Origin of the sequence: Cupriavidus basilensis (genome assembly GCF_029335485.1) — a bacterium.
Lineage (GTDB): Bacteria > Pseudomonadota > Gammaproteobacteria > Burkholderiales > Burkholderiaceae > Cupriavidus > Cupriavidus basilensis_E.
The window spans coordinates 1-20464 of sequence record NZ_JARJLM010000351.1; the positions used below are offsets into that span (position 1 = coordinate 1).

At 62.2% G+C, this 20464-nt stretch carries 23 protein-coding genes and 2 pseudogenes; 24 read left to right on the plus strand and 1 reads right to left on the minus strand.

Translation table 11 applies throughout. The annotated features are described in order from the left end of the window. Positions 1-1014, plus strand: a 1014-nt coding sequence (locus P3W85_RS20575; protein WP_276266147.1) for an acetate--CoA ligase family protein, incomplete at its 5' end; no start/stop codon positions are given. A gap of 49 nt (positions 1015-1063) precedes the next feature. Then, positions 1064-1300: a helix-turn-helix domain-containing protein gene (locus P3W85_RS20580; RefSeq protein ID WP_430869583.1), complete on the plus strand. Its 237-nt coding sequence runs from the start codon at positions 1064-1066 to the stop codon at positions 1298-1300. Positions 1301-1390: 90 nt separating this feature from the next. On the opposite strand, the pseudogene P3W85_RS20585 reads toward P3W85_RS20580, so the two are convergent. Beyond that, a pseudogene (locus P3W85_RS20585) lies at positions 1391-1483 on the minus strand (LysR family transcriptional regulator); the annotation flags it as partial. A 2-nt stretch (positions 1484-1485) separates the two neighbouring features. Between P3W85_RS20585 and P3W85_RS20590 the strand changes: the two are divergent. The 22 genes and pseudogenes from P3W85_RS20590 to P3W85_RS20695 all read left to right on the plus strand — a co-directional run. Beyond that, a pseudogene (locus P3W85_RS20590) lies at positions 1486-1876 on the plus strand (transposase); the annotation flags it as partial. A 250-nt stretch (positions 1877-2126) separates the two neighbouring features. Continuing rightward, positions 2127-3221, plus strand: coding sequence for an alpha/beta fold hydrolase (locus P3W85_RS20595; protein WP_276266148.1), 1095 nt, complete (start codon positions 2127-2129; stop codon positions 3219-3221). Between the two features lie 255 nt (positions 3222-3476). Then, positions 3477-3941 carry a 3-hydroxyacyl-ACP dehydratase FabZ gene (gene fabZ, locus P3W85_RS20600; protein ID WP_276266149.1) on the plus strand — a complete coding sequence of 155 codons (465 nt, stop codon included), beginning with the start codon at positions 3477-3479 and terminating at the stop codon, positions 3939-3941. Between the two features lie 1301 nt (positions 3942-5242). After that, positions 5243-5998: a 3-oxoacyl-[acyl-carrier-protein] reductase gene (gene fabG / locus P3W85_RS20605; RefSeq protein WP_276266150.1), complete on the plus strand. Its 756-nt coding sequence runs from the start codon at positions 5243-5245 to the stop codon at positions 5996-5998. 34 nt (positions 5999-6032) lie between these two features. Continuing rightward, positions 6033-6476, plus strand: a complete 444-nt coding sequence (locus P3W85_RS20610; protein ID WP_017230184.1) for a hypothetical protein — start codon at positions 6033-6035, stop codon at positions 6474-6476. A gap of 4 nt (positions 6477-6480) precedes the next feature. After that, complete coding sequence (locus P3W85_RS20615) at positions 6481-6945, plus strand: 3-hydroxyacyl-ACP dehydratase FabZ family protein (RefSeq protein WP_017230183.1); 465 nt, start codon at positions 6481-6483, stop codon at positions 6943-6945. Beyond that, positions 6942-8225, plus strand: a complete 1284-nt coding sequence (locus P3W85_RS20620) for a beta-ketoacyl-[acyl-carrier-protein] synthase family protein (protein WP_276266151.1) — start codon at positions 6942-6944, stop codon at positions 8223-8225. Before P3W85_RS20615 ends, P3W85_RS20620 begins: the two co-directional genes overlap by 4 nt. Then, complete coding sequence (locus P3W85_RS20625) at positions 8218-9192, plus strand: beta-ketoacyl synthase N-terminal-like domain-containing protein (protein WP_276266152.1); 975 nt, start codon at positions 8218-8220, stop codon at positions 9190-9192. The genes P3W85_RS20620 and P3W85_RS20625 overlap by 8 nt, the downstream gene beginning before the upstream one ends. Positions 9193-9208: 16 nt before the next feature. After that, on the plus strand, positions 9209-9472 hold the full coding sequence (locus tag P3W85_RS20630) for an acyl carrier protein (RefSeq protein ID WP_276266153.1): 264 nt from the start codon (positions 9209-9211) through the stop codon (positions 9470-9472). A 95-nt stretch (positions 9473-9567) separates the two neighbouring features. Further along, positions 9568-9831, plus strand: a complete 264-nt coding sequence (locus P3W85_RS20635; protein ID WP_017230179.1) for an acyl carrier protein — start codon at positions 9568-9570, stop codon at positions 9829-9831. A 6-nt stretch (positions 9832-9837) separates the two neighbouring features. Beyond that, positions 9838-11082, plus strand: a complete 1245-nt coding sequence (locus tag P3W85_RS20640; protein ID WP_035816633.1) for a beta-ketoacyl-[acyl-carrier-protein] synthase family protein — start codon at positions 9838-9840, stop codon at positions 11080-11082. Positions 11083-11272: 190 nt separating this feature from the next. Beyond that, positions 11273-12214, plus strand: a complete 942-nt coding sequence (locus tag P3W85_RS20645) for a beta-ketoacyl synthase N-terminal-like domain-containing protein (protein WP_276266154.1) — start codon at positions 11273-11275, stop codon at positions 12212-12214. 40 nt (positions 12215-12254) lie between these two features. Beyond that, positions 12255-13403: a beta-ketoacyl-[acyl-carrier-protein] synthase family protein gene (locus tag P3W85_RS20650; RefSeq protein ID WP_276266155.1), complete on the plus strand. Its 1149-nt coding sequence runs from the start codon at positions 12255-12257 to the stop codon at positions 13401-13403. After that, on the plus strand, positions 13400-14437 hold the full coding sequence (locus P3W85_RS20655) for a beta-ketoacyl synthase N-terminal-like domain-containing protein (protein WP_276266156.1): 1038 nt from the start codon (positions 13400-13402) through the stop codon (positions 14435-14437). Before P3W85_RS20650 ends, P3W85_RS20655 begins: the two co-directional genes overlap by 4 nt. Positions 14438-14508: 71 nt before the next feature. Next, a complete protein-coding gene (locus P3W85_RS20660; protein WP_276266157.1) occupies positions 14509-15249 on the plus strand; it encodes an alpha/beta fold hydrolase in 741 nt (246 codons plus the stop codon). A 65-nt stretch (positions 15250-15314) separates the two neighbouring features. After that, the gene (locus tag P3W85_RS20665) at positions 15315-16307 is read left to right on the plus strand and encodes a hypothetical protein (RefSeq protein ID WP_276266158.1); all 993 of its coding nucleotides are present in this window, start codon (positions 15315-15317) and stop codon (positions 16305-16307) included. 86 nt (positions 16308-16393) lie between these two features. Beyond that, positions 16394-17071, plus strand: coding sequence for a 2-hydroxychromene-2-carboxylate isomerase (locus P3W85_RS20670; RefSeq protein WP_276266159.1), 678 nt, complete (start codon positions 16394-16396; stop codon positions 17069-17071). Next, complete coding sequence (locus P3W85_RS20675; protein ID WP_017230171.1) at positions 17068-17442, plus strand: hypothetical protein; 375 nt, start codon at positions 17068-17070, stop codon at positions 17440-17442. The genes P3W85_RS20670 and P3W85_RS20675 overlap by 4 nt, the downstream gene beginning before the upstream one ends. 18 nt (positions 17443-17460) lie before the next feature. Then, entirely contained in the window at positions 17461-17943 is a 483-nt protein-coding gene (locus P3W85_RS20680) for a DsrE family protein (RefSeq protein ID WP_276266160.1), read from the plus strand. Continuing rightward, on the plus strand, positions 17940-18383 hold the full coding sequence (locus P3W85_RS20685; RefSeq protein WP_017230169.1) for a DsrE family protein: 444 nt from the start codon (positions 17940-17942) through the stop codon (positions 18381-18383). Before P3W85_RS20680 ends, P3W85_RS20685 begins: the two co-directional genes overlap by 4 nt. 5 nt (positions 18384-18388) lie before the next feature. Continuing rightward, the gene (locus P3W85_RS20690) at positions 18389-19255 is read left to right on the plus strand and encodes a beta-hydroxyacyl-ACP dehydratase (RefSeq protein ID WP_276266161.1); all 867 of its coding nucleotides are present in this window, start codon (positions 18389-18391) and stop codon (positions 19253-19255) included. A gap of 69 nt (positions 19256-19324) precedes the next feature. Beyond that, the gene (locus P3W85_RS20695; protein ID WP_276266162.1) at positions 19325-20368 is read left to right on the plus strand and encodes a 3-oxoacyl-[acyl-carrier-protein] synthase III C-terminal domain-containing protein; all 1044 of its coding nucleotides are present in this window, start codon (positions 19325-19327) and stop codon (positions 20366-20368) included. Positions 20369-20464: the final 96 nt, after the last annotated feature.

Genomic DNA, 20464 nt, shown 5'->3' on the forward strand with positions numbered 1-20464 from the left:
CTGTACTACCGCACGCTCTCGGCGCTGTTCGACGACGCTCGATTCTCGGCCGTCGTGGTCGGCCTGATCCAGACCGATCCGGTTACGTGTGCGATCAAGATGCCGCCCGTGCTGCGCGCAGTGCGGGAGCTGCGACCGCAAAAACCTGTGATCTGCGCGGGCCTCGACGAAGGGGCGATCGTGCCGGCCGAGTACATCGATCAGATGCGCGAACTGGGCGTGCCGTATTTCCCGAGCACAGAGCGTGCTTTGCGCGCCGTTGCCCGACTCAGCGAACTCGGTACGCGCGACTTCGCCGAGTCTGCGCATGAACCGGTTGCAGCCGACCTGCCGCGGCAGGGGGACGTTGTGCCCGAATACCGCGCCAAGCAGATCCTCGCACCACTCGGCATTCCGTTTGCGCCCGGCGAGCTGGCCACGAACCTCGATGCCGCGCTGACGATCGCGGATCGGATTGGCTACCCGATCGCGCTAAAGATGCAAGCGGTCGAGTTGAGCCACAAGAGCGACGTCGGCGGCGTGATACTCGGTATCGACTGCGCCGACAATCTGCGCGCAGCTTGGATGCAGCTCGACGACAATTTGAAGCGACATGCGCCGGACGTGGTGCTCGACGGCGTGCTGGTCGAGAAGATGGGCAGCCGCGGTCTTGAGATGATCGTCGGCGCGCGCAACGATCCGCAATGGGGGCCTGTGATCCTGGTTGGCCTCGGCGGAGTCACGGCGGAGATAACGCGTGATGTACGCCTGCTGGCCCACGATTTGCCGATGGAAGCGGTCGTGCACGAGTTGAGGCAATTGCGGGGCGCTGCCTTGCTGCAAGGATATCGGGGAGAGCCGCCGCTTGACGTGGAGGCGCTAGCGCGGGTGGTGGTAAACCTTGGGGCGCTGCTGCAATCCGAACCCCGCATTCGTGAGATCGACCTGAATCCGGTGATTGTCTATCGACAAGGTTCCGGCGTACTTGCATTGGACGCGTTGATGCTCGTGAAGCCGTGCGAATTGTCAACTTGATTGTCAATGGCTGCCAGCCACGCGCAGCCAAACGTTGCGTGTGGCGGATGTGCGTCGGGCCGGGTTGATCCTGCTGCTCGAAGACGGTGAGTCGCGCGACGCGATCACGCAGTGGCTCGGTTGCGATTCGCGCTCTATCGCGCGTTGGTCGCGCCGGTTTCCGGCCGAGCGGATGGGGGACTTGTACGCACGCCATCCCGGCAGAGCCCCCGGGCGCGCCGGAGAAGCTCGAGGCGTGTGTGTTGAGCACCACGCTCAAGCGCAAGCCCGCCACGCATTGGAGTAGTTGCAAGTTGGCCGCAGAGTTGGGCAGCATGTCGGTCTCGACCGCGCAACGTATCTGGCGCAAACATGGTTTGCGCCCTCATCGACTGGCGATCTGCTGCGACAGCGACACCTCGGACAGCCGGATTTCTGCCTCAGGTTCTTCCTGCCAGCATCTCGCCAACAAGGCGGGCAGACGCGATGGCGCTCCGGGAGATCGCCGTCATCTTACCTGGATGCGCTGGGCAGAAGGCGCGTGAAGTCAGGCGGCTGGAACTACGCGCGCAACGCGTCATGTTGCCGGGCCGCAAAGGACTGTCGCTCACCTGCCTGGTGGCAGAAAAGCGCGGTGCGCGGGCCGGCGTGAAACCTGTGGTGTGGAGATTGCTGACCAACCGGGAGGCGCAAGACCTCTATGCCGTGATCGACATCATCGATTGGTATCGGGCCAGATGGGAGATCGAGATGCTCTTCCACGTGCTGAAAAAACGCCTGCAGGGTGGAAACGTTGCAGCTATCGCACATGGACCGTGTCGAACGTGCGCTCGTCCTGTATATGGTGGTGTCGTGGCGAATTGCGAGACTGATGCGTTCAGGTTTTGTTATCTGCTCTAAACACAGAACTTCTGACAGGCCCCGACCGATCAAGAACAAGGCATTCAATTCGTGCGCGATCGTTTCCGGACTGATCTCTCGGCTCCGCTCACTGATCCGCAAATATCGACACAATTCAGTACAAATGAAGCGAGGGGAATCCATTAAACTCCGCCGCTGAAACATCGACGCTCCCACTTGCCTGCCGCATTCGGCCGAAGTGCCTATGCGCGGCAAACACGCTTTCGATTCCCATGCACGAAGCAAGTAAGAATCTGTATCCCGTCCCTCCATTCAACAAGCGCAGGCGCCTGACGCAAGCGCTAGCGGCGCTGCCCTTCACGCTACCGATAGCAGGCCTTACTGCCTGCGGCGGCGACGACAGGGAAGATGCGTCAAACTTGACGCCCACGGTAACGGACCGACGCGTAGCGCTCTCAACTGGCGTGACGTTGCACGTAAGGGACTGGAACGCAGCGAACGCTCGGAGGGTCGTCGTCCTGCTGGGAGGCCATGGAGAGAACGCCCAGTATTTCAACGGCATGGCGGCCGAACTAGCTCGACGTGCCCGAGTTATCGCGGTCAGCCGGCGCGGCTACGGGCAATCGGAAAAGCTTATGCCGAGTACCGTACAGCGATATGATCCGGATACGCTTGTCAGGGATCTCGAGTCACTGTTGTCCAGGTTGGGCGTTGGCAGCGCGGTCCTGTGCGGCCACTCGATCGCCGTCAATGAACTGACGCTGTTCGCTGGCCGCTATCCCAAGCTCGTGCGCGGGATTGTATACATGGACACCCCCTTCGACTACACACGCAAGAATCGGCTCGAAGATGAGGTGGCGCCGTCAGATCCCGCCCTGATGACGCCACCGCCACAGCCGTCGGACGGGGCGTCATTCGCTGCGGCCGTTGCCTACGCCAAGCGTATTAGGAAGGTCTGGACACCGGCCACAGAGGCCAACCTGCGGGATAGTCTTCACGTGCTGCCAGATGGCAGGGTGCGTCCAAGTACGCCGGAGGCGGTCGACAAATCAATGCTCAGCGAAGCGTTGTCCTTCTCGCCAGATTACGCGGCGGTCAAAGCGCCATCGCTCATACTGGCGGCGAGCCCAACGAGTCCGCGCGACCTGTTCCCCTGGCTGATCGAACCCATTTCTTCTCAGATTCGGCAGGAGGTGGAAACGCTATTGCACTATTCCCGCCGGAGACGGTCGCGCACTCTCGAGTGGTTCAAGGCCGCATTGCCGGATAGCCAGCAAAAGATCATCGCAAACAGTAGCCACGCCGATTTCTTCATCGAGCACCAAGCCGAAGTGGTACGCGCGATCGAGTCGACGGGATGGTACTAAATCGACGGCGGACCGTCGCATTGTCCTACATGCTGGTGGCATGCGGCGGCGATGACGGTGGCGCTACGCACGCGCCGGCGGTTGGATGCAACGTCGGAATCCGACATCCATCCTACGACTTTCCGCAACTCCTTGCGATGAACCAGCGAGGGCTTGGCTATGCCAGATTGGAGCCGACACTCATGCGCGAGGCAGGCCATATGGGCCGCTTGCCCGCTGTCGTGCGAGCCCATTGATACTTTACCGAGAAAAAAAATGAACGGGAATCCGATCCGTTTCGATACCCAGCATGTCTTGAAGCTGTTGCCGCACCGCTACCCCTGGCTGTTGATCGATCGCGTGCTTGCTTTGGAGCCGCGCAAGGCCGTAACCGCGCTCAAGAATGTGACTGTCAACGAACCCTATTTCGTTGGCCATTATCCGGGAAGCCCCGTGATGCCTGGCGTGCTATGCATAGAGGCACTGCTGCAGACCGCCATGATCCTGGTATCTGTCGAAGGGGAAACTGGCATCGAGAGTAACTTGCATAAGGTGATTGAGATCGAAAGGGCGCGCTTCAGGCGATCGGTCTACCCTGGGGATCAACTGCTTATCCATGTCGAACTCAAGCATGATCGGGACGGAGTCTGCCTGTTCCAAGGTTCGGCCACGGTGGACGGCGCCATCGCCGTCGAGGCAAGCATTTCCCTGACGCGTAGCAAGAAGGATCTCTGCTGCTGAGCAACGAGCCCGCAACGCTACGGCAATCACCGCTGCCGGTGGCTGCCATCATCCCTCGCCGTTTGAAAGTGCTGTCGCGCCCTCTCTTGCACACAATCGCCAGCTAGCACCTCTTGGATGTGCTACCCAATCTTGGCGGACGTGCACGCAATCGCCACGGCAAGCTCCTAGCGCGCCGTCGCGAAGCCGGGCTTGGTCTGCGACGACGTCCGCGAAGATCCTATCGCGTCGACGCCGGTGTCGCCGAGCTTTCCCATCCCTCCTACTTCGCCATTCGGCGCTTTTCCGCTCAGTATGGGCGCTGGCTAGCCGTCCATACAGTGCCTATTTCTGCAAGTTCACGCACGTCCGCCAAAGCATCTGCAATCTCCATTTCCCGACATCATGGCACCCATAGGCTGGCCTATGTCCGCAAGGATTGCCGCAGGGGCGCGTTGACGGATGCAGCGGACGGGAGCGGGGGGCGTCCATTATAGCGACGGGCTGGCGGCCTGGAAGGCTGCTGAAGAAGGGTAAGCGAACTGTGCACGGGCCGGGACCACCCTCGCTCCGACCTTGGTAAAACAGGAAGCGAAGCGCGACGGCAGCAATGCCGCTGCGTGTATTGGAGCACCGGCATGCAATCCGCCGCCGCCGCGCAGCCGCGCGAATAGAATTCGCGCCTCCTCAATGCGCCGAAGGCTCCTGCAGCTCCGATCAACGTGGGCCAGATCGGCCCGAGATCAAGTCCTCGACGCGACCGTCACACAAAGCGCGGAAGACCCATCATTACTACATAAACTTCACGTCAAACGCGTTGTAACAAGAACCGCGGTGAGATGGCAGTGATCGTTTTGATCTGAATCAAAGCCGATGATCATTCCAACCCGAATCAACGCTGTCCTCCAAAAACTGGTAGCTCACAACGACACCGCGATCTCCTATAGTCTCGGCCACGCTGACGAAAGGGAATGACGTGAAATCGTAGCGGCTACTTTAACGCTCCTATCCATCCACATGGGTGACGAACATTTACCGCTATTGCCGTGAGGTGTTCGCCAAGAAGCCGATCTGTGGCCTGTCGTGCCAGGACGGCTTTAAGGGCGACGAATTCTCGGTGACGTCGTCGTAGGGACTCTGGGAGTCGTCGCACCTCTTGGCGTTCAATCCGTGGTCGAGCTGGCGGGGCACCGAAAAAGCGTGGGCGTGCCACGCGTTCAGGTTGACAAGAAAAGCCATTTCGGTGGCGAGGAAGCCTGTTCGAGATGGGAAGAGAATTCCTGTTGTTGTTTTGATCGTCAATATATGAAGAGCCACAGTCAATGAATAACGCATTTGAATTCAACCAACCGGTCGCAATCGTCAGCGGGGGCTCGAGGGGCATCGGACGGGCTGCATGCGCGGCCTTGGCCGAAGCAGGTTACGCAATTTCCTATTGTTACCGCTCGCCAGGCGAAGCTGCGCTCGAGACGAAGGCCAGCATCGAGGCAATAGGAATGCCTTGCCTCGCGCTGCAATGCGATGTCTCCGACGCCGGAGAATGCGACACGTATTTCAAGACGACACTGAAACACTTCGGGCGGGTCGATGTGCTCGTCAACTGCGCGGGAATCACGCGCGACGCTAGCCTGCTATCGATGAGATTCGAAGATTGGAGCGATGTGCTGAACACGAATCTGACGGGCACATTCAATCTTTGCCGATCCGCCGCGTTTCATTTTATCAAGAGAAAATCCGGCACGATCATCAATATTGCCTCGGTGGCCGGGGTGTTTGGTAACGCGGGGCAGACGAACTATTCTGCGTCGAAAGCCGGCATCATCGGCTTCACCAAGGCGTTGGCCAAGGAGGTAGCGTTGCATGGCGTTCGCGCCAATGTAGTGGCGCCGGGCTACATTGAAACCGATATGACCTTGGATCTGGGCGAGAAGATCAAGACGGCGATGCTCGAGCGCATTCCGCTGAAACGTTTCGGTCGCCCCGAGGAGATCGGCGCGATGATCCGCTTCCTTGCTTCCCCGGACGCCGCATATATCACTGGGCAGGTCTTCCAGGTCGATGGCGGAATCATCATTTGATGCCACACGCGTTTCCCTCCCGGAAGATCAGATCATGAACCTGTTCCCCAACTCGGCTGCCGGCATGCGCTTGCACGATCAGGCCCACGCGCTGTCCGAACGGCATTGGGTTTTCATCTGGCATTTTTCCCAGACCGATGCCGTGTTCGACGGGCACTTTCCGCATCAACCAGTGCTTGCCGGAGTGTTCCTGATGGAAATGGCGCAACGTGCCATGGCGCATGCGGTGCTGGCGACGGATGGCCGGGCCGTCCGTCTACGGCGGGTGAGTCATCTGCGTTTCTTCAACGCAGTGTTTCCAGGGGAGACCTGTGCGCTTACCGTGACATGGGAGTCGGCCGCAGGTGATGATGGGCGAATCGTGGCCGAAGTACGCTTCGCCAAGGGAAGGACGAAGGTGGCCGCTGGGCTGCTGGAGTTGGCAGTCGTCGCGGAGCAGGTGTCGGCGAATGAAAGGGAGGGCGCAGATGCGGTTTGAGCCCATGGAGATCCTGCGCCAAATGCCGCATCGAAATCCGATGCTGCTGGTGGACGCGGTGGAATTGGGAAGCGATCCGGCCACGGCGCGCGCCTTCAAGAACATCACCTTCAGCGAACCCTGCTATCGCAGCGCCGACGCCGCGCAGCGTGCCGATCAACTCGCTTATCCGGTATCCCTGCTGGTGGAATCGTTCGGGCAGACGGCCGGCGTGCTGTTGGCGCGGCGCGGCTTTCTCGTTGCGGGCGACACCAGTCGCGCCGTCGTGTTTGGCGAATTCTCGGACATTGAGTTTCTCGGCGACGCCTTCCCCGGCGACCGATTGCAGCATCAGATCAGGCTCGATTTCATCGGCACCAGGCTGGTGAACCTGTCTGGGAGGACGGAAGTCGATGGCAGGCCGATAGCCACTTACACGAACCTGAAAGCGATCCTGGTGGACGTCACAGATCTTGCGAGGAATCCATGAGCGACGCCGTCAGACCGGATAGCGTGCGACATAGCCGGGCGGATGGCCGTGCGCGCGCTATTGATATCTATATCATCGGCCTGGGTGCGGTATCGCCGCTCGGGCACGGCGTCCCGGAACTCTGGCAAGCATTGTTCCGGCCGCCGCCGGCGCCTGCGCGCAACGCCATTGCCGGATTTCCTGATGGGGATGCTTCTTGGCGTCACGCCTATGCTCGCCCGGGAGAACTGCCATCAGCGCCCGGCGAAGCGCTCGGAACCTTCGAGAAAATGGCGCTGTCGGCAATTGAAGAGGCCTGCGCTGACTGCGAGTGCATGGACGACGGCCTGGCCGCGCTGCTGGATGAAGACTTGATAGTCGGGATGGCGATCGGCACTGCGGCGGGCGACTCCGAGCGCGCAGAGGCGCGTCGTCTCGCCGGCGGGTTGGACCGCTTGGCTGACTGCAATCCATATCGCGTGGCGGATGATCTGCCGAGGCGCACCGGTCTTCCGCTGAGTGGTCCGGTGTTGACCATCGCCAACGCATGCGCGGCGTCGCTGTACGCGCTGACCGAGGCAGCCGATCTAATCCGTGTCGGCGCGGCCGACGTCATGCTGGTGGTGGGGGCCGACTTGCTATCCCGCGTCACGCAAGCGGGATTCCAGAAGATGACGGCGCTTGACCCGGACCGTTGCCGGCCGTTCGACACCGAGCGCAATGGAACGGTCCTGGGCGAGGGCGCCGCGGCGCTGGTCCTGGCATCGGCCGAGGTCGTGGCTCGCTTGCCGCGATCGCCATACTGTCGACTGCTGGCATCCGGAACCAGTTGCGACGCTTTTCATCCCACGGCGCCGCAGCCGCAGGGGCGCGATATCCGCGGTGCGGTGAATCGCGCGCTGACGCATGCGGGTCTGGATGCGCGACAGATCGGCTTGGTCGTGCCGCATGGCACGGGTACGCCGATAAACGACCGAATCGAGGGCGAGATGCTGGGCGAGACGTTTGGCGCGGCGGCGGCGGCCTTGCAGGTCATGCCGATCAAGGCTCATCTCGGCCACAGCGCCGGTGCGTCCGGCGCGTTCTCGGTGCTGGCCGCGGCGAAGGCACTGGCCAGCAGACGCGTTCCGCCCGTCCTGTATCTGCGAGAGCTCGACCCGATGGTGCCGCTATGCCTGCACGCGGAGGCCGCCGATCTGCGGACCACCGCATGCGACGATCCTCCCCGGGCATTGGTGAGTGCCTACGGCTTCGGCGGCAACAATCTTTCGGTGGTGCTGGAGGGCATGTGCGATGGCTGATGCCTTCCTGACCGCCTTGACTACGCTCACGCCGAGGTTGCGCAGCGACTGGTTGCACGACGCTGGCATGCCGATGCGGCTACCGTTCCCGGGCCGACCCGTGGCTAACCTTGCCGCGATGGACCCATGGTTCGACGCCGCACGCGACCTGCCTGGGGTCAAGCATCGCTATCTGAACAACACCACGCGCTACGGACTGGCAGCGACGCTGGCCTGCCTGCGCATGTCCGGAAATACCCATTGGCGTGATGCGGACGAAGAGCGGCGCGGGGTGTATCTCGGCACCGCCGTGGCCGACTATGCGGTGCGCCGGCAGGTCGACCAGGCGGTGCTGGCGGCAGGCGCCAAGGCGCTCAACACGGTGTCCGCGCCGAATATCTCGGCCAACATCGCCGCCGCGCATCTAGCTATCGCCAGCCGCAGTCGTGCATTTGCCACAACCCTGCCATCGCCGCTGCTGGCGGGATTCGAGGGCCTGTACTTGGCCGTGCAGGCCTTGCAGATGGGCCGGATCGATACGGCGCTGTCGATTGCCGCAGAGGAAACGGTCTCCGACGCGGACGGCGCACAGGTCATGCCAGGTGCCGTGGTGTTGCAATTGCACTCGGGACATTCCGGCGGCGGCCGTCGCATCGCGGCGACAGCATGGGGTTCGCTGGATGATCCTGCCCTCGCCGCACGCGGCAGTACGGGCCGCCTGCTGAAGCAGGCAGGCGCGTTCGCGGGCATCGCGCAGCTCGTTGTGCTTCGCGATGCGTCGGAGACCGGCGCGGCTTGCGCCACCTGCTGGCTGCGCTGGCTGAACGCCGCTGGTATGTCCACTTCTTCCCGTGTCGAACTCGCGTTCAGCAGCATCGGTGCGGTCGAACCGCTGCTTTGGGCCGCATATTGGCTGACGCAGGATCGTCCAATCCTGTTGATCGCCATTCATCAACGCCGCTACCTGGCATTTTTATCCACTCCCTGAAGTCTTGTATATCGCCATGAACAAACTCGTCAGCAAAGAAGAACACCTGTCCCTGATCAAGCAGATCGTGTCGGACATCCTGGAGATCGAGCCGGCCGAGATGACGCCGGAAAGCCTATTCAAGGAAGACCACGATGCCGACTCGCTGCGCGCGATTGAGATCCTGGCCAGCCTGGAGAAGGCCTTCGGCGTCGAGATTCCGCAAGAGGCGCTGGCCAGAATGGTCAACCTGCAAGGCGTCTACCAGGTCGTGCAGGAAGCCGCCGGCTGGGAAAGCTGAGCGCGCTTGAGCCGATCTAGATACTGCAGGACCGTCAACCCATCATCCGTATGAATCCTCCCGCGCCACGGGAGCTATCCGATTAGGAGTCGAAGATGAACAAACTCGTCAGCAAAGAAGAACACCTGTCCCTGATCAAGCAGATCGTGTCGGACATCCTGGAGATCGAGCCGGCCGAGATGACGCTGGAAAGCCTATTCAAGGAAGACCACGATGCCGACTCGCTGCGCGCGATTGAGATCCTGGCCAGCCTGGAGAAGGCTTTCGGCGTCGAGATTCCGCAAGAGGCGCTAGCCCGAATGGTCAACCTGCAAGGCGTCTACCGGGTCGTACAGGAAGCCGCCGGTTGGTCGGAATAAGGAGTGATGACCGAAGATAAAAACAGGGCGAAAGGGAGAGCGTTCATGCGAAGAGTCGTCGTAACGGGCATCGGCGCCGTCACGAGTGTCGGCCTGGGTGTCAAGGCATTTGCCAAAGCCATGCGCGATGGGGTTTCGGGTGTCTCGGAGATTACCTCGTTCGATACTACGGGCTTCGCCACGAACAAGGGGTGTGAAGTGCGTGGTTTCGAGCCGCAGCAGTGGGTTCATCGGCTCAACCCGGCCTCGCTCGGTCGCAGCGCGCAATTTGCCGTGGCAGCCGCGGTCATGGCGGTCAAGGATGCTGCGATCGACCGGAAACAACTTTCCGCAGGGCGATGCGGCGTCTCGATCGGTACCACCGATGGCGAATCGCAGGTCATCGACCGCCTGACCGAACAAGCGGTCCGCGGCGGCTATGCATCGATCTCCTACGATCTGATTCGACAGGTGCCGTCGCACCATATCTCCTTCGCCATCTCCCGTGAGCTGGAACTCGACGGTGGCGCCGTGACCATTCCGACGGCCTGCTCGGCGGGGAACTACGCCATCGGTTATGCCTACGACAGCATCAGCCTGGGCGATACCGACTTCATGCTATGCGGCGGCGCCGACTCGATATGCCGCAAGACGTTCGCGGGATTCTATCGCCTCGGCACGATCGCGCCAGAGGTCTGCCAGCCGTTTGACAGTGCCCGCAAGGGCATCCTGACGGGGGAGGGCGCTGGCGTGATACTGCTGGAGTCGCTCGACAGCGCCTTGGCGCGCGGCGCGCGCATCTATGCCGAAGTGCTGGGCTACGGCCTGACCTGCGATGCGGACCACATGGTGGCGCCCAACAAGTCCAGTATCGCGCGCTGCATCCGTCTGGCGCACAAGAACGCGGGCATCTCGGCGAACGATGTCGACTATGTCTGCGCGCATGGCACTGGCACGGTGGCCAATGACATCACGGAGGCCGGCGCGATCCATGAGGTGTTCGGCGAGCGCATGCCGCCAGTATCGTCGATCAAATCGATGATAGGCCACACCATGGGCGCGGCCAGCGCGCTGGCGAGCATCGCCTGTGCGGTCGCTGTCGAGGAAGGCTTCATTCCGCCGACGATCAATCACCGCGAAACCGACCCCAGCTGCGATCTGGATTGCGTGCCGAACCGGTCGCGCGAGGCGGAGCTGCGCATCGTCCAGAACAACGGCTTCGCCTTCGGCGGCAACAACGCCATCACCGTCTACGCGCGCTACGCACATTGAAAGGAATTCAATCATGGCATCACTAGGGATTGCCGTAGCGGGCTGGGAAGCGATCTCATCGCTGGGCATTGGCGCCAAAGCGTTTAATCAGGCCGACACCCCGCTCTCCGAGGAAGCGGACGGGCATCCAATACATGACGCGGACGCAGCGTTTCCGCGCGACGTCGACTATCGGCCAGCCCACTTCAAGGTGGCCGCGCTGCTCGGCGGCAAGGGTATCCGCACCATGGACCGCACCACGGCGCTGGCGGTGTGCACGGCCAAGCTGCTGCACGAGCGCCGCCCGCCGAGTGGTGACGAATCAGCATCGGAACGGGTCGGATTTGTGATCGGAACCAGCACCGGAAGTATTCGCAGTACCAGCGATTTCACCCGCGATTCGCTGGTGCAAGATCGCCCGTTCCTCGTGAACCCCGCACTGTTTCCCAACACGGTGATGAACTGCGCGGCTGGGCAGTGTGGCATTTGGTTCAAGGCGCGCTGCATCAACGCCACCATCTCCGGCGGTCGGCTGTCTGGCCTGCTGGCGATCAAGTACGCCGCGCAGATGTTGCGCCGGCACTATGCCGATACGTTGTTCACCGGCAGTGTGGAGGAGCTGTGCCCGCAGACCGCGTGGGCACACCGGATGCTGATCGAAAAGGGGCGCCGCCACGCGGTGCCGCTGGGCGAGGGTTGCGCCATGTTCACGTTGGAGCGCGCCGCCGACATGCAGGCGAGAGGCGAGACGCCGCTGGCGGAGATTGTCGCGCTGCAGTATGGCCGCTACTTCGATCCGCAAGACGGCGGCGAGGCCGACCAGGTCGAAGGAATTTCGGCATGCCTGGCGGAGGCGATCGCGCAATGCGGAGTCGCGGCAGGCGACGTTGCCGTTTGCAGCTTGTGCGGCGCCGCGGACGTCGGCAGCCGGGAAGCCGAGTTGCGCGCGGTCACACAGGTATTCGGCTCGAACGTACGCGTCCACTGCGATGATCTGACCGAGTCAATGGGTGACACCTACAGCGCCACCTTCTCCCTGGCGCTTGGCCGCCTGCTGGTGAGCTTGAGGGACGGTGCGGACCGGCCGCGCATCGGGATCGCGCTGGTCAGCGGCGATGACGGGCATGTCGGCTGCCTCGTGGTGCGCGCCTGATGCTTAGGCCACCATTCCTGCGAAACTTTGGAGAAAGGGTATGAAACTAGCCGTTACCGGTTCGGCGATGGTGACCAGTGTCGGGGAGGACAAGCACCGCTCGTTCGAGGCGCTCTGTGCAGGTCAGTCCGGCAGAAAGCCGCTGCAATCGTTCGACGCCGACAGGTTCAACGTCAGCTATGCGTACGAGATCGCCGACCGTCCGAACCGGCAGGATCGCGTGTTGCGGGCTTCGGAAATGCTGGCGAAGGCGGTTGCTGCCGCGGTCGAGGAGGCACGCCTGTCAGTAAGGGACGCCGCGATCGGCATCATCGTTGGCACTGGCCTGCGCGAGCTGCGCTCGCTGGAGTTGTTCTGGACGAAGGGTGAGCCGCTGACCATCGACCAGCTTCACTTCGAGCGGATACTGAACGAAACATTGGGCAGCGCACTGCCGGTCATCACGGTGTCGAATGCGTGCTCCGCGTCGAGCTTCGCATTGGCGCTCGCCGAAGACTTTATCAGCGATGGCACGTTCAGCCACGTGATCGTTGGCGGTTGCGACGCGATCACTGAGAGCATGTTCGGTCTGCTGGATCGCGTGAATCCGCTGCACCCGGACCGGGTCCAGCCATTCGAACGAGACCGTAAGGGTGTGCTGATGGGCGACGGTGCGGCTGCAGTGGTGGTGGAAAGTGTGGAGCGTGCCGCCGCGCGCCAAGCCGACCTGCTTGCCGTCGTGCGCAGCGTAGGCACCAGTTGCGATGCCATTCATGAAACGGCTCCCGACACGGGCGGCCTCGTCCGCGCAATTCGGGACGCCTATGCACGAGGCGGCGTGGCGGCCAATGAAGTCGATCTGGCGATGGTGCATGGCACCGGTACCAGCCTGAACGACGAGGCGGAGGCCCAGGCCATGCACGAAGCGATGGGCGAGGCGGCCAATGCGGTGCGCGTCTCGGCGCTTAAGTCGATGACCGGGCACACCTCCGGCGCATCCGGACTGGTGGGTGTGGTGACGGCGATCGAAGCGCTGAACAACGGCGTGGTGCCGCCCACGATCGGGCTGGTGAACGTCATGGACGGGGCACGCACAATGAACTTCGTCCGCGAAGGATGGAATTCACTTTTCAGCGGAACGATTGCGCAGGTCAACGCCTTCGGCTTCGGTGGCGTCAACGCGGTGGTGATCCTGGAGAAAGAGGCATGAGTACGAACCGCGCACCGATCGCGATTACCGGTTTCGGCTGGGAGATCCCCACCTTTGGCGTTCAGCCGTCGCTGACGGAGGCGTTGCAGCACGCACAGGTGGACAACCCCTTGTTTTCCCCCGAATTGACGCTGGGCAAGAAGGGATTGCGCTACAAGGAGCGCTCAACATTGATGGCCATGTGCGCGGCAAAGCTGGCGCTGCAGCATGCCGGTCTGGTCGATGATGCCAGTCGGAAGCTCGATGACCCGGGCTTCGGTGTCGCTGTGGCGTCGAATACGGGCAATCTGGATACGGTCTGCCGCGCAGCGGACACGATCCGGCGGGAGCATGTGAACGCGACCAGCCCGATGGATCTGCCGAACGCGTCGAGCAACATCGTCGCTTCAACGATCGCTATCCGATTCGGCCTGAAGGCTTTGAATCTGATGATCTGCTCCGGGGCATCGGCATCGCTGGATGCACTGATCGTCGCGGCCAACGCGATTCGCAACGGCCGGGCCCAGCGGATGCTGGTGGCCACGGTGGAATCCGGCGGCAGCGCGCTTTGCAGCTTGCTGGCCGGGGGGCGGCAGGAGCTGGACGAGGCGGAGGCGCCGTTGCTCGAAGGCGCGGGCGCCGTCGTGCTCGAGGCTCGCGACTATGCGCTCGATCGTGGCGCCATCATTCACGGCTATCTGTCGGATCACATGTACGCTCATGCGGATGCGCACGACGCACAGCCCGCGAGCGACTGGTTTACACGCCAGCAGAGCAAGTCCATATATCTGCCAGGTGGATCCTTTCTTTCCCGAATGGCGAGTGGGCACGATCAGGTGATCGACCTGGGCGGGCCGATCACCCGTTCGTATGGTTCGGCGGCATTGCTTCAGCTCATACATGCGTGCGAGCAGCTGCGCGGCGCCGCGCCGGTCAGGGGCTTCGACCCCGCCGGGGACGGTGTTGTGATCGTGGGCGGCGGCAACTGGATGGATCGTCGCGGCGGGGCTGTGGCGGTCGATGCCCCTGGGCGCGCCGATGGGACGGCGCGATGAGAGATGGTACCTGCCACATTCACGGCTTCGAGGTCACCGCGCGCGTCTATGGCCCGGACGACGACGCGCCCGTGGTGGTGCTGGTCCACGGCATGATGGAGCCGCCGGAAGTCTGGAGCGGTGTGCTGGCACGGTTGCGCGACCGCTACCGCTGCGTGGTGCTGGATTTGCCGTGGAATGGACGGCAGGGCGGATTCTGGGGAGAAATCCTGTGCTCGGAAGACTGGTTGCGCGAGGCGCTCGACGCCTTCCAACTGCAGCCCGATGCCTGGGTCGCCCATTCCTTCGGTGCGAGTACCGTGCTGGCACTGCTGGCGCGGGATGCTGCGTTCGACCGTGTGCCGGTGGCGCTGATCTCACCTTTCTACAAGGTCTCGTCGCAGGACGTGACATGGCCCTTGTTCCAACGCTATGTCAACGAATTTACCGACTTCGTCGAGCTGAGCATCCGCCTGCGCAGGCGCCGCGCGGCGCTAGATCCAGACGTTCTGCGCCGCATGACCGAAGCCGCGCGCGATAGCTTCGGCTGCTATGTATGGATGAACTTCTGGCAACTATTCGCCCGCATGCCGTTCCTGCCGTTGCGCCATCTGACGCAGCCTGTGCTGGTACTGAGCGGTGATGAGGACTTCTCCTCGCCGCTGGCCGATGCGCAGGCGCTGCGTGCCGCATTGCCGAACGCAGCGTTAGAGGTGCATCGCGGATGCGGTCATTTCTTGCTCAGTTGTCGCGAGCAGGAAAGCGCCGTCGCGATCGATCGATTTCTGGTCCGCACGTGCCAGGCGCCTGAGGTGTTCTCCGCTGCGGCCTAGCCGGACCATTTTTCAACCCGTTTTGTTCAGTCATCCTTAATAGGAAACCACATACCATGAATGATGTGACCGCCACCTACCAGATCGCGATGGAACGCACGACCCATGTGGTCAAGCCTCGTTTCGAGGGATCGAATATCTGCACCTGGATCGGCTTCAAGCACGTGATGTACTGCGTCGAAGAGGCCGTTCTGGAGCATTTCCGAACCCAGGGATTGTCGCCGCGCCCGCTCTACGAGGAGAGCGGTCTCTGCCTCGAGATCGTCAACTCGAACGTGCGAATCCTGCACGCGCTGCATATGGACGACAGCGTCAGCATTCACGTTATCCCGAAGACCAAGCCGGCCGATACGGAAATGGTGATGGGCATCGAGCTGATGGTGAATCGCGACGGCAAGGAGATCAAGGCGCTGACCGGCACGGTCAACGTCATTTTCCGGCTCGATGACAGCGTCGTCACCGCGCACGCCGGCACGGCCCGGCACGATGCGCGCATCGAACGCTACACGGTCTCGCGCATCCAGCGTGGCGAACGCAAGTCGATCGACGGCCTGAACTTGACTCGGGAACCCGGCGTGGTGTCGCCGGCCGTGCTGGCCGCGCTGGGCGCGGACCAGACCAATTCCTTTGTCTGGAAGTGGCACGTGCCGTATTTCTACTGCCATTTCAACGACCGCATGCAGCATTCCGGCTATCTGCGATTGATGGAGGAGGTGCTGGATCTGTTCGTCGCCGACCGCGGCATATCGATCCGCACGTTGCTCGAAAACAAGAAGTGGATTCCGGTCGTGCCGGCCGCCAATCTGCAGATGATCGACGAAGCCATGATGGAGGAGACCATCTACACCGTTTTCACGGTCGAGGACATCTGCAAGGACACTACCTACAAGTCTCGGATGGACTGCTATGTGGAACGGCACGGCCGCCTCGTGCACACAGCTACCGGCCATATTACCCACGGTTACGCGGTAGTGAACAGCCGCCGCGACTGGTCACTGGTGCAGTTCGATGCCGAAGTCGTCGCCGCCATCCGCGGGGACAAGCGGCTTGGCAAATGAGGGGACTCCTTACGTGCCCGGACGGTTCGCGAACGGCACCGCCGGGTGTCGCGCGCGCGCCGGATTCCGATCAATGCAAGATGCATATGTCCGAGCCGGTCTTCTATTTTTCCCTGCGCAGCCCGTACTCCTGGCTGGCGATCCACGACCTGAAGACGCGATATCCGAAGTTGCTGGAGCGGCTTGCGCTAAAGCCGTTCTGGGAGCCTGACGAAGAGCTCCGCGGAGCGTTGGGCAAGCATGGCGAAGCGTTCTTATACACCGCCATGTCCAAGGAGAAGCATCTCTACATCTTGACGGATGTCAGGCGTCTGGCACGCAAGCGCGGCCTGACGATCGCCTGGCCTCATGACAAGTCGCCGCGCTGGGAGGTGCCGCATCTGGCCTACTTCGTCGCCGAGCGGGCGGGCAAGGCACTGGAGTTCATCGAGGCCGTCAAGGATATGCGATGGAAGCTCGGCCGTGATATCTGCGATCCCGGCGCGATGGAGGAGGTGGGCTGCGTGCTCGGCCTGGACCCGATCGAACTGCGCGATGCACATCTGGATCCGCAGATCCGCGCCGAGGGCCTGCAAGCCCTGCGCGCGTGCATCCGCGCCGGCGTGTTCGGCGTACCGTTCTTCACGGCCGGACGGGAGAAATTCTGGGGCATCGATCGTTTGCACGAGTTCGCCGGTAGCGTCGGGCAGGAGGCCGCGCCCGTTGAAATGCCCACCGCGATGACGGGCAGCGCGCTGCTGGACCACGCCGGAGGCTGCGGATGAATACCGTCTCGAACGCACGCCCGGGGACGGGTGAGTCGCCGCTGATGCTGCTGGTGGAATCCCGCTCGCCTTGGGAGTCCGGCGACGTTGGGGATTTTCTCGATATGGCGCGCTGCCTGCTTGCCAGCGGCAACGCGGTGCATCTGCACCTGATCCAGAACGGCGTGCTCTGGCTGCGACGCGACGCCAACGCGCTCCAGATGCTACGGAGCGACTCTGCCGGGCGTGTGCGGATCTCGTGCGATGAATTCTCTCTGGCGCAGCGTGGAATCCCGCTCGATCTGGCGCAGCAGCATGGCGACGTGTGGGCCACCGACGCGCTGGTGGCCGAGATGGCGGGCCGAGGTGTCAAGACCATATGGCATTCGTGAGCGGGAGCCCCTAATCCAATGATCCAAACGCATCTAACCGATACCCGGGCGGTCAGCGATGACGAATCGTCATCCGCGCCTCGGGAGTCCGTTGGCGGACGCCCCAGCTTCTTCTTCGGCATGATGGGTACGCCGTTTCAGACGGACACCGTGACGTCGCTGTTCCGCATGGTCGAGTCCGCGCTGCGGCAGGGCCACAATGTCACGGTATGGAACTGCGGGCACGCGACAGGCCTTTCGCAGAGCACGCTGGTCCGGCCTCGGGATTTCTTCGCGGCGAGAGATGCCGGAGACATCAATCCGACTACTGCGGAGCTGATCCAGGCCCTGTTCCGCCGTTACCCGGGTAGCGGCCAGCTCGAATGGCTGGTGTGCCGCTACTGCATGGAAGAACGTGGAACGACCGCTCAGATTCCGGAGATCAAGGTGAAGATTCCCTTCTCATTCCAGCACTACCTCAGTGCCGCCGATGTGTCTCTCGTACTGGGGGTCAAATCGTGAGCGCAGGAGCGAAGACGAAGAGCGCCGGGAAGGCGGGCGGGCCGCGCAAGGGCCGCTCCAAGAGTTCGCTGACCATCATCGAGCGCGCCTACCGCGGCGGCCTGGAGGAGCAGTACGGCCATATCCTTTGGCTGACCCGGATCATGAAGGCGATGGGTGCACCAACCGCGCTGCTGCTGAAGGGAGATACCGTGAACTTCGCCCTCCGCGAGCAACCCAGGCTGGTACTGCGGATCGGCGACGCGAACGTGAGCGGTCTCTCCCACCACGAAAGCGGAGTGGTGGCACTGCTCGAAGCCGGCGTTCCGTTGTACGCCTGGCATGCCGACATCGAACGCTTGCATCTTGCTGCGGATGACTTGCTGCCAGGCGTCTCGGTGCTGCACGAGGCGGAATTGTCGCCCTTGATGAACCAATTCGATTGCGTCTGGTACTGGTAACCGTTATGAACACGACACTGCAACTTCCAACTAAGGCCCGGGACGCCGCTGTCGGCAGCGAAATCCACGACCACTTTCTGGTCAGCGGGACCGACATCTTCGCGCTTGGGCACTATCCGGGCAATCCGATCTATCCGGGGGTCTTGATCGCAGAGCGGCTTTGCCGCCTGGCCGAGACGCTGCTGCATGGCGAGACCGGCGAAGTCATGTCGGTGGATGCCATCAAACGCATCCAGTATCTCGATGCGGTGCTGCCGGGAGACCGCGTCGAGCTATCCGCCAGCCTCAGAACGATCACGGAGTCCGGGATGGAAATAAGCGCGACGGCCCGCGTCGGAGACAAGCTCAAGGCACGGGCGACCCTGCGCTGCATCGCAAGGGGCAAGGCCGCCGCCGACGGGGGCGAGGCACAACGATTGGATCCGGGCGGGAAGGCCGGCAGGGCGATGAGCCATCGGCAGATAGCAAGCGTGCTGCCGCATCGCTACCCGTTCCTGCTGTTGGACACCATTGAGGACTATGAACCGGGCGCCTGGATCCGCGCCCGCAAGGTGGTGAACCGGGCATCGCCACTATTCCTCGAGCAGCCGCCGCCGTGGTATCCGCAAGGCCTGATCATCGAATCGATCGGGCAGGCCGGTATCGCCCTGTTCTTCATGTCGCGGGACGCGTCGGAGCCCCAAGACATTGTGCTGGGCTCGGTTGGCGATACGACCCTGCAGCACCACGTTCCGTTCGACGTGGCGCTGACTATCGAGGCCAGGATCGACCGCATGCTGCAGAACGGCGTCGTGTTCAGTGGTGAAGCGCGAATCGGGAACCAAATCGTCACTCGGGTTGGCAGTCTGGTTGCCATGATCGATCCGCGCTGATCCCGGCCAGACCAGCGCCTTAATGGGCCCTCCGGGTCCTTCTAGTCCCAATCATTCAGGACAACTGCTATGCGTATCGAAGGCATTTCGTTTCTTCCGGCCTCGCGGAAGATGAGCAACGCCGATGTGCTCGAGGAAGTGAGAAAGAACAGCGCCCAGCGCTTCGAAGGCGATCTCGACAAGGCGCTCAACTACATCAAGTGGATGCTCGATGGCACCTCGATTGAGAGCCGCTACTGGTTCGCCGACGATGAGCGCCCGCTGGATCTGATGGTGAGGGCCTGCCGCGACGCGATGGATCAGGCGGAATGCGGGCCCGAGGACATTGACCTGCTGATCTACACCGGAAACTGCCGGGGGTTCATCGAGCCGGGGGATTCCTACTTCGTTGCCAATGCCCTGGGCATGGACCGGGTGGACTGCTTTGACGTTCTGGACGCCTGCATGGCGTGGACCCGGGCCTGCGACATTGCGCAGAGCCACTTCGTGTCCGGACGTTACAAGCGCGCGCTGATAGTCAACGCCGAGTCGTATTTCGTACCGGGTGGAGTCGCCTATCCCAGCAACTTCCAGCTCACGAATCTGCGCGACATCGCCTACTGTTTCTCCGCCTACTGCGGCGGCGATGGCGCATCGGCGACGATCCTGTCGGCGGACGATGACAACCGCTGGTTCTTCAAGTACCTGTCGGTGAAGACCGGGGTCGATCTATGCACTATTCCGCTAGGCGGTTACGAGAAACGTTCGCCGCCGAGCAACAAGATTGGTCTGAACGGCATCGGTGCGTTTACATCCTTCAGCTCGCAGGTGTTCAACTACTCTGCCTATATGGAGGAAAGCCTGCGGCTACTCACGCCATACCGCGACCAGATCAAGATGGTCTTCCCGCACACCGGTGGATCGGTGCCTGCTTACCAGAAATGGGCGGATACCTGCGGTTTCGGCGACCGTATGCGCTACATTTTTCCGCAGTACGGAAACGTCGGCTCGGCGTCGATCCCGGCAGCGATCGCCGTGCACGCCAGCAACGGCGAACTGCAGCGCGGTGACCGGATCGGGTTCTGGGTCGGCAGTTCAGGCATGTCCTTCGTTGCCTCGACGTTCCATTTCTGATCCGCTCGCCAGCATACTCACCACTACGGAGCTTCACGATGATTGCAGGTATTTCCCTGGTGCCGGTCGGATTATGGAATGCGGCCGCCTATTACA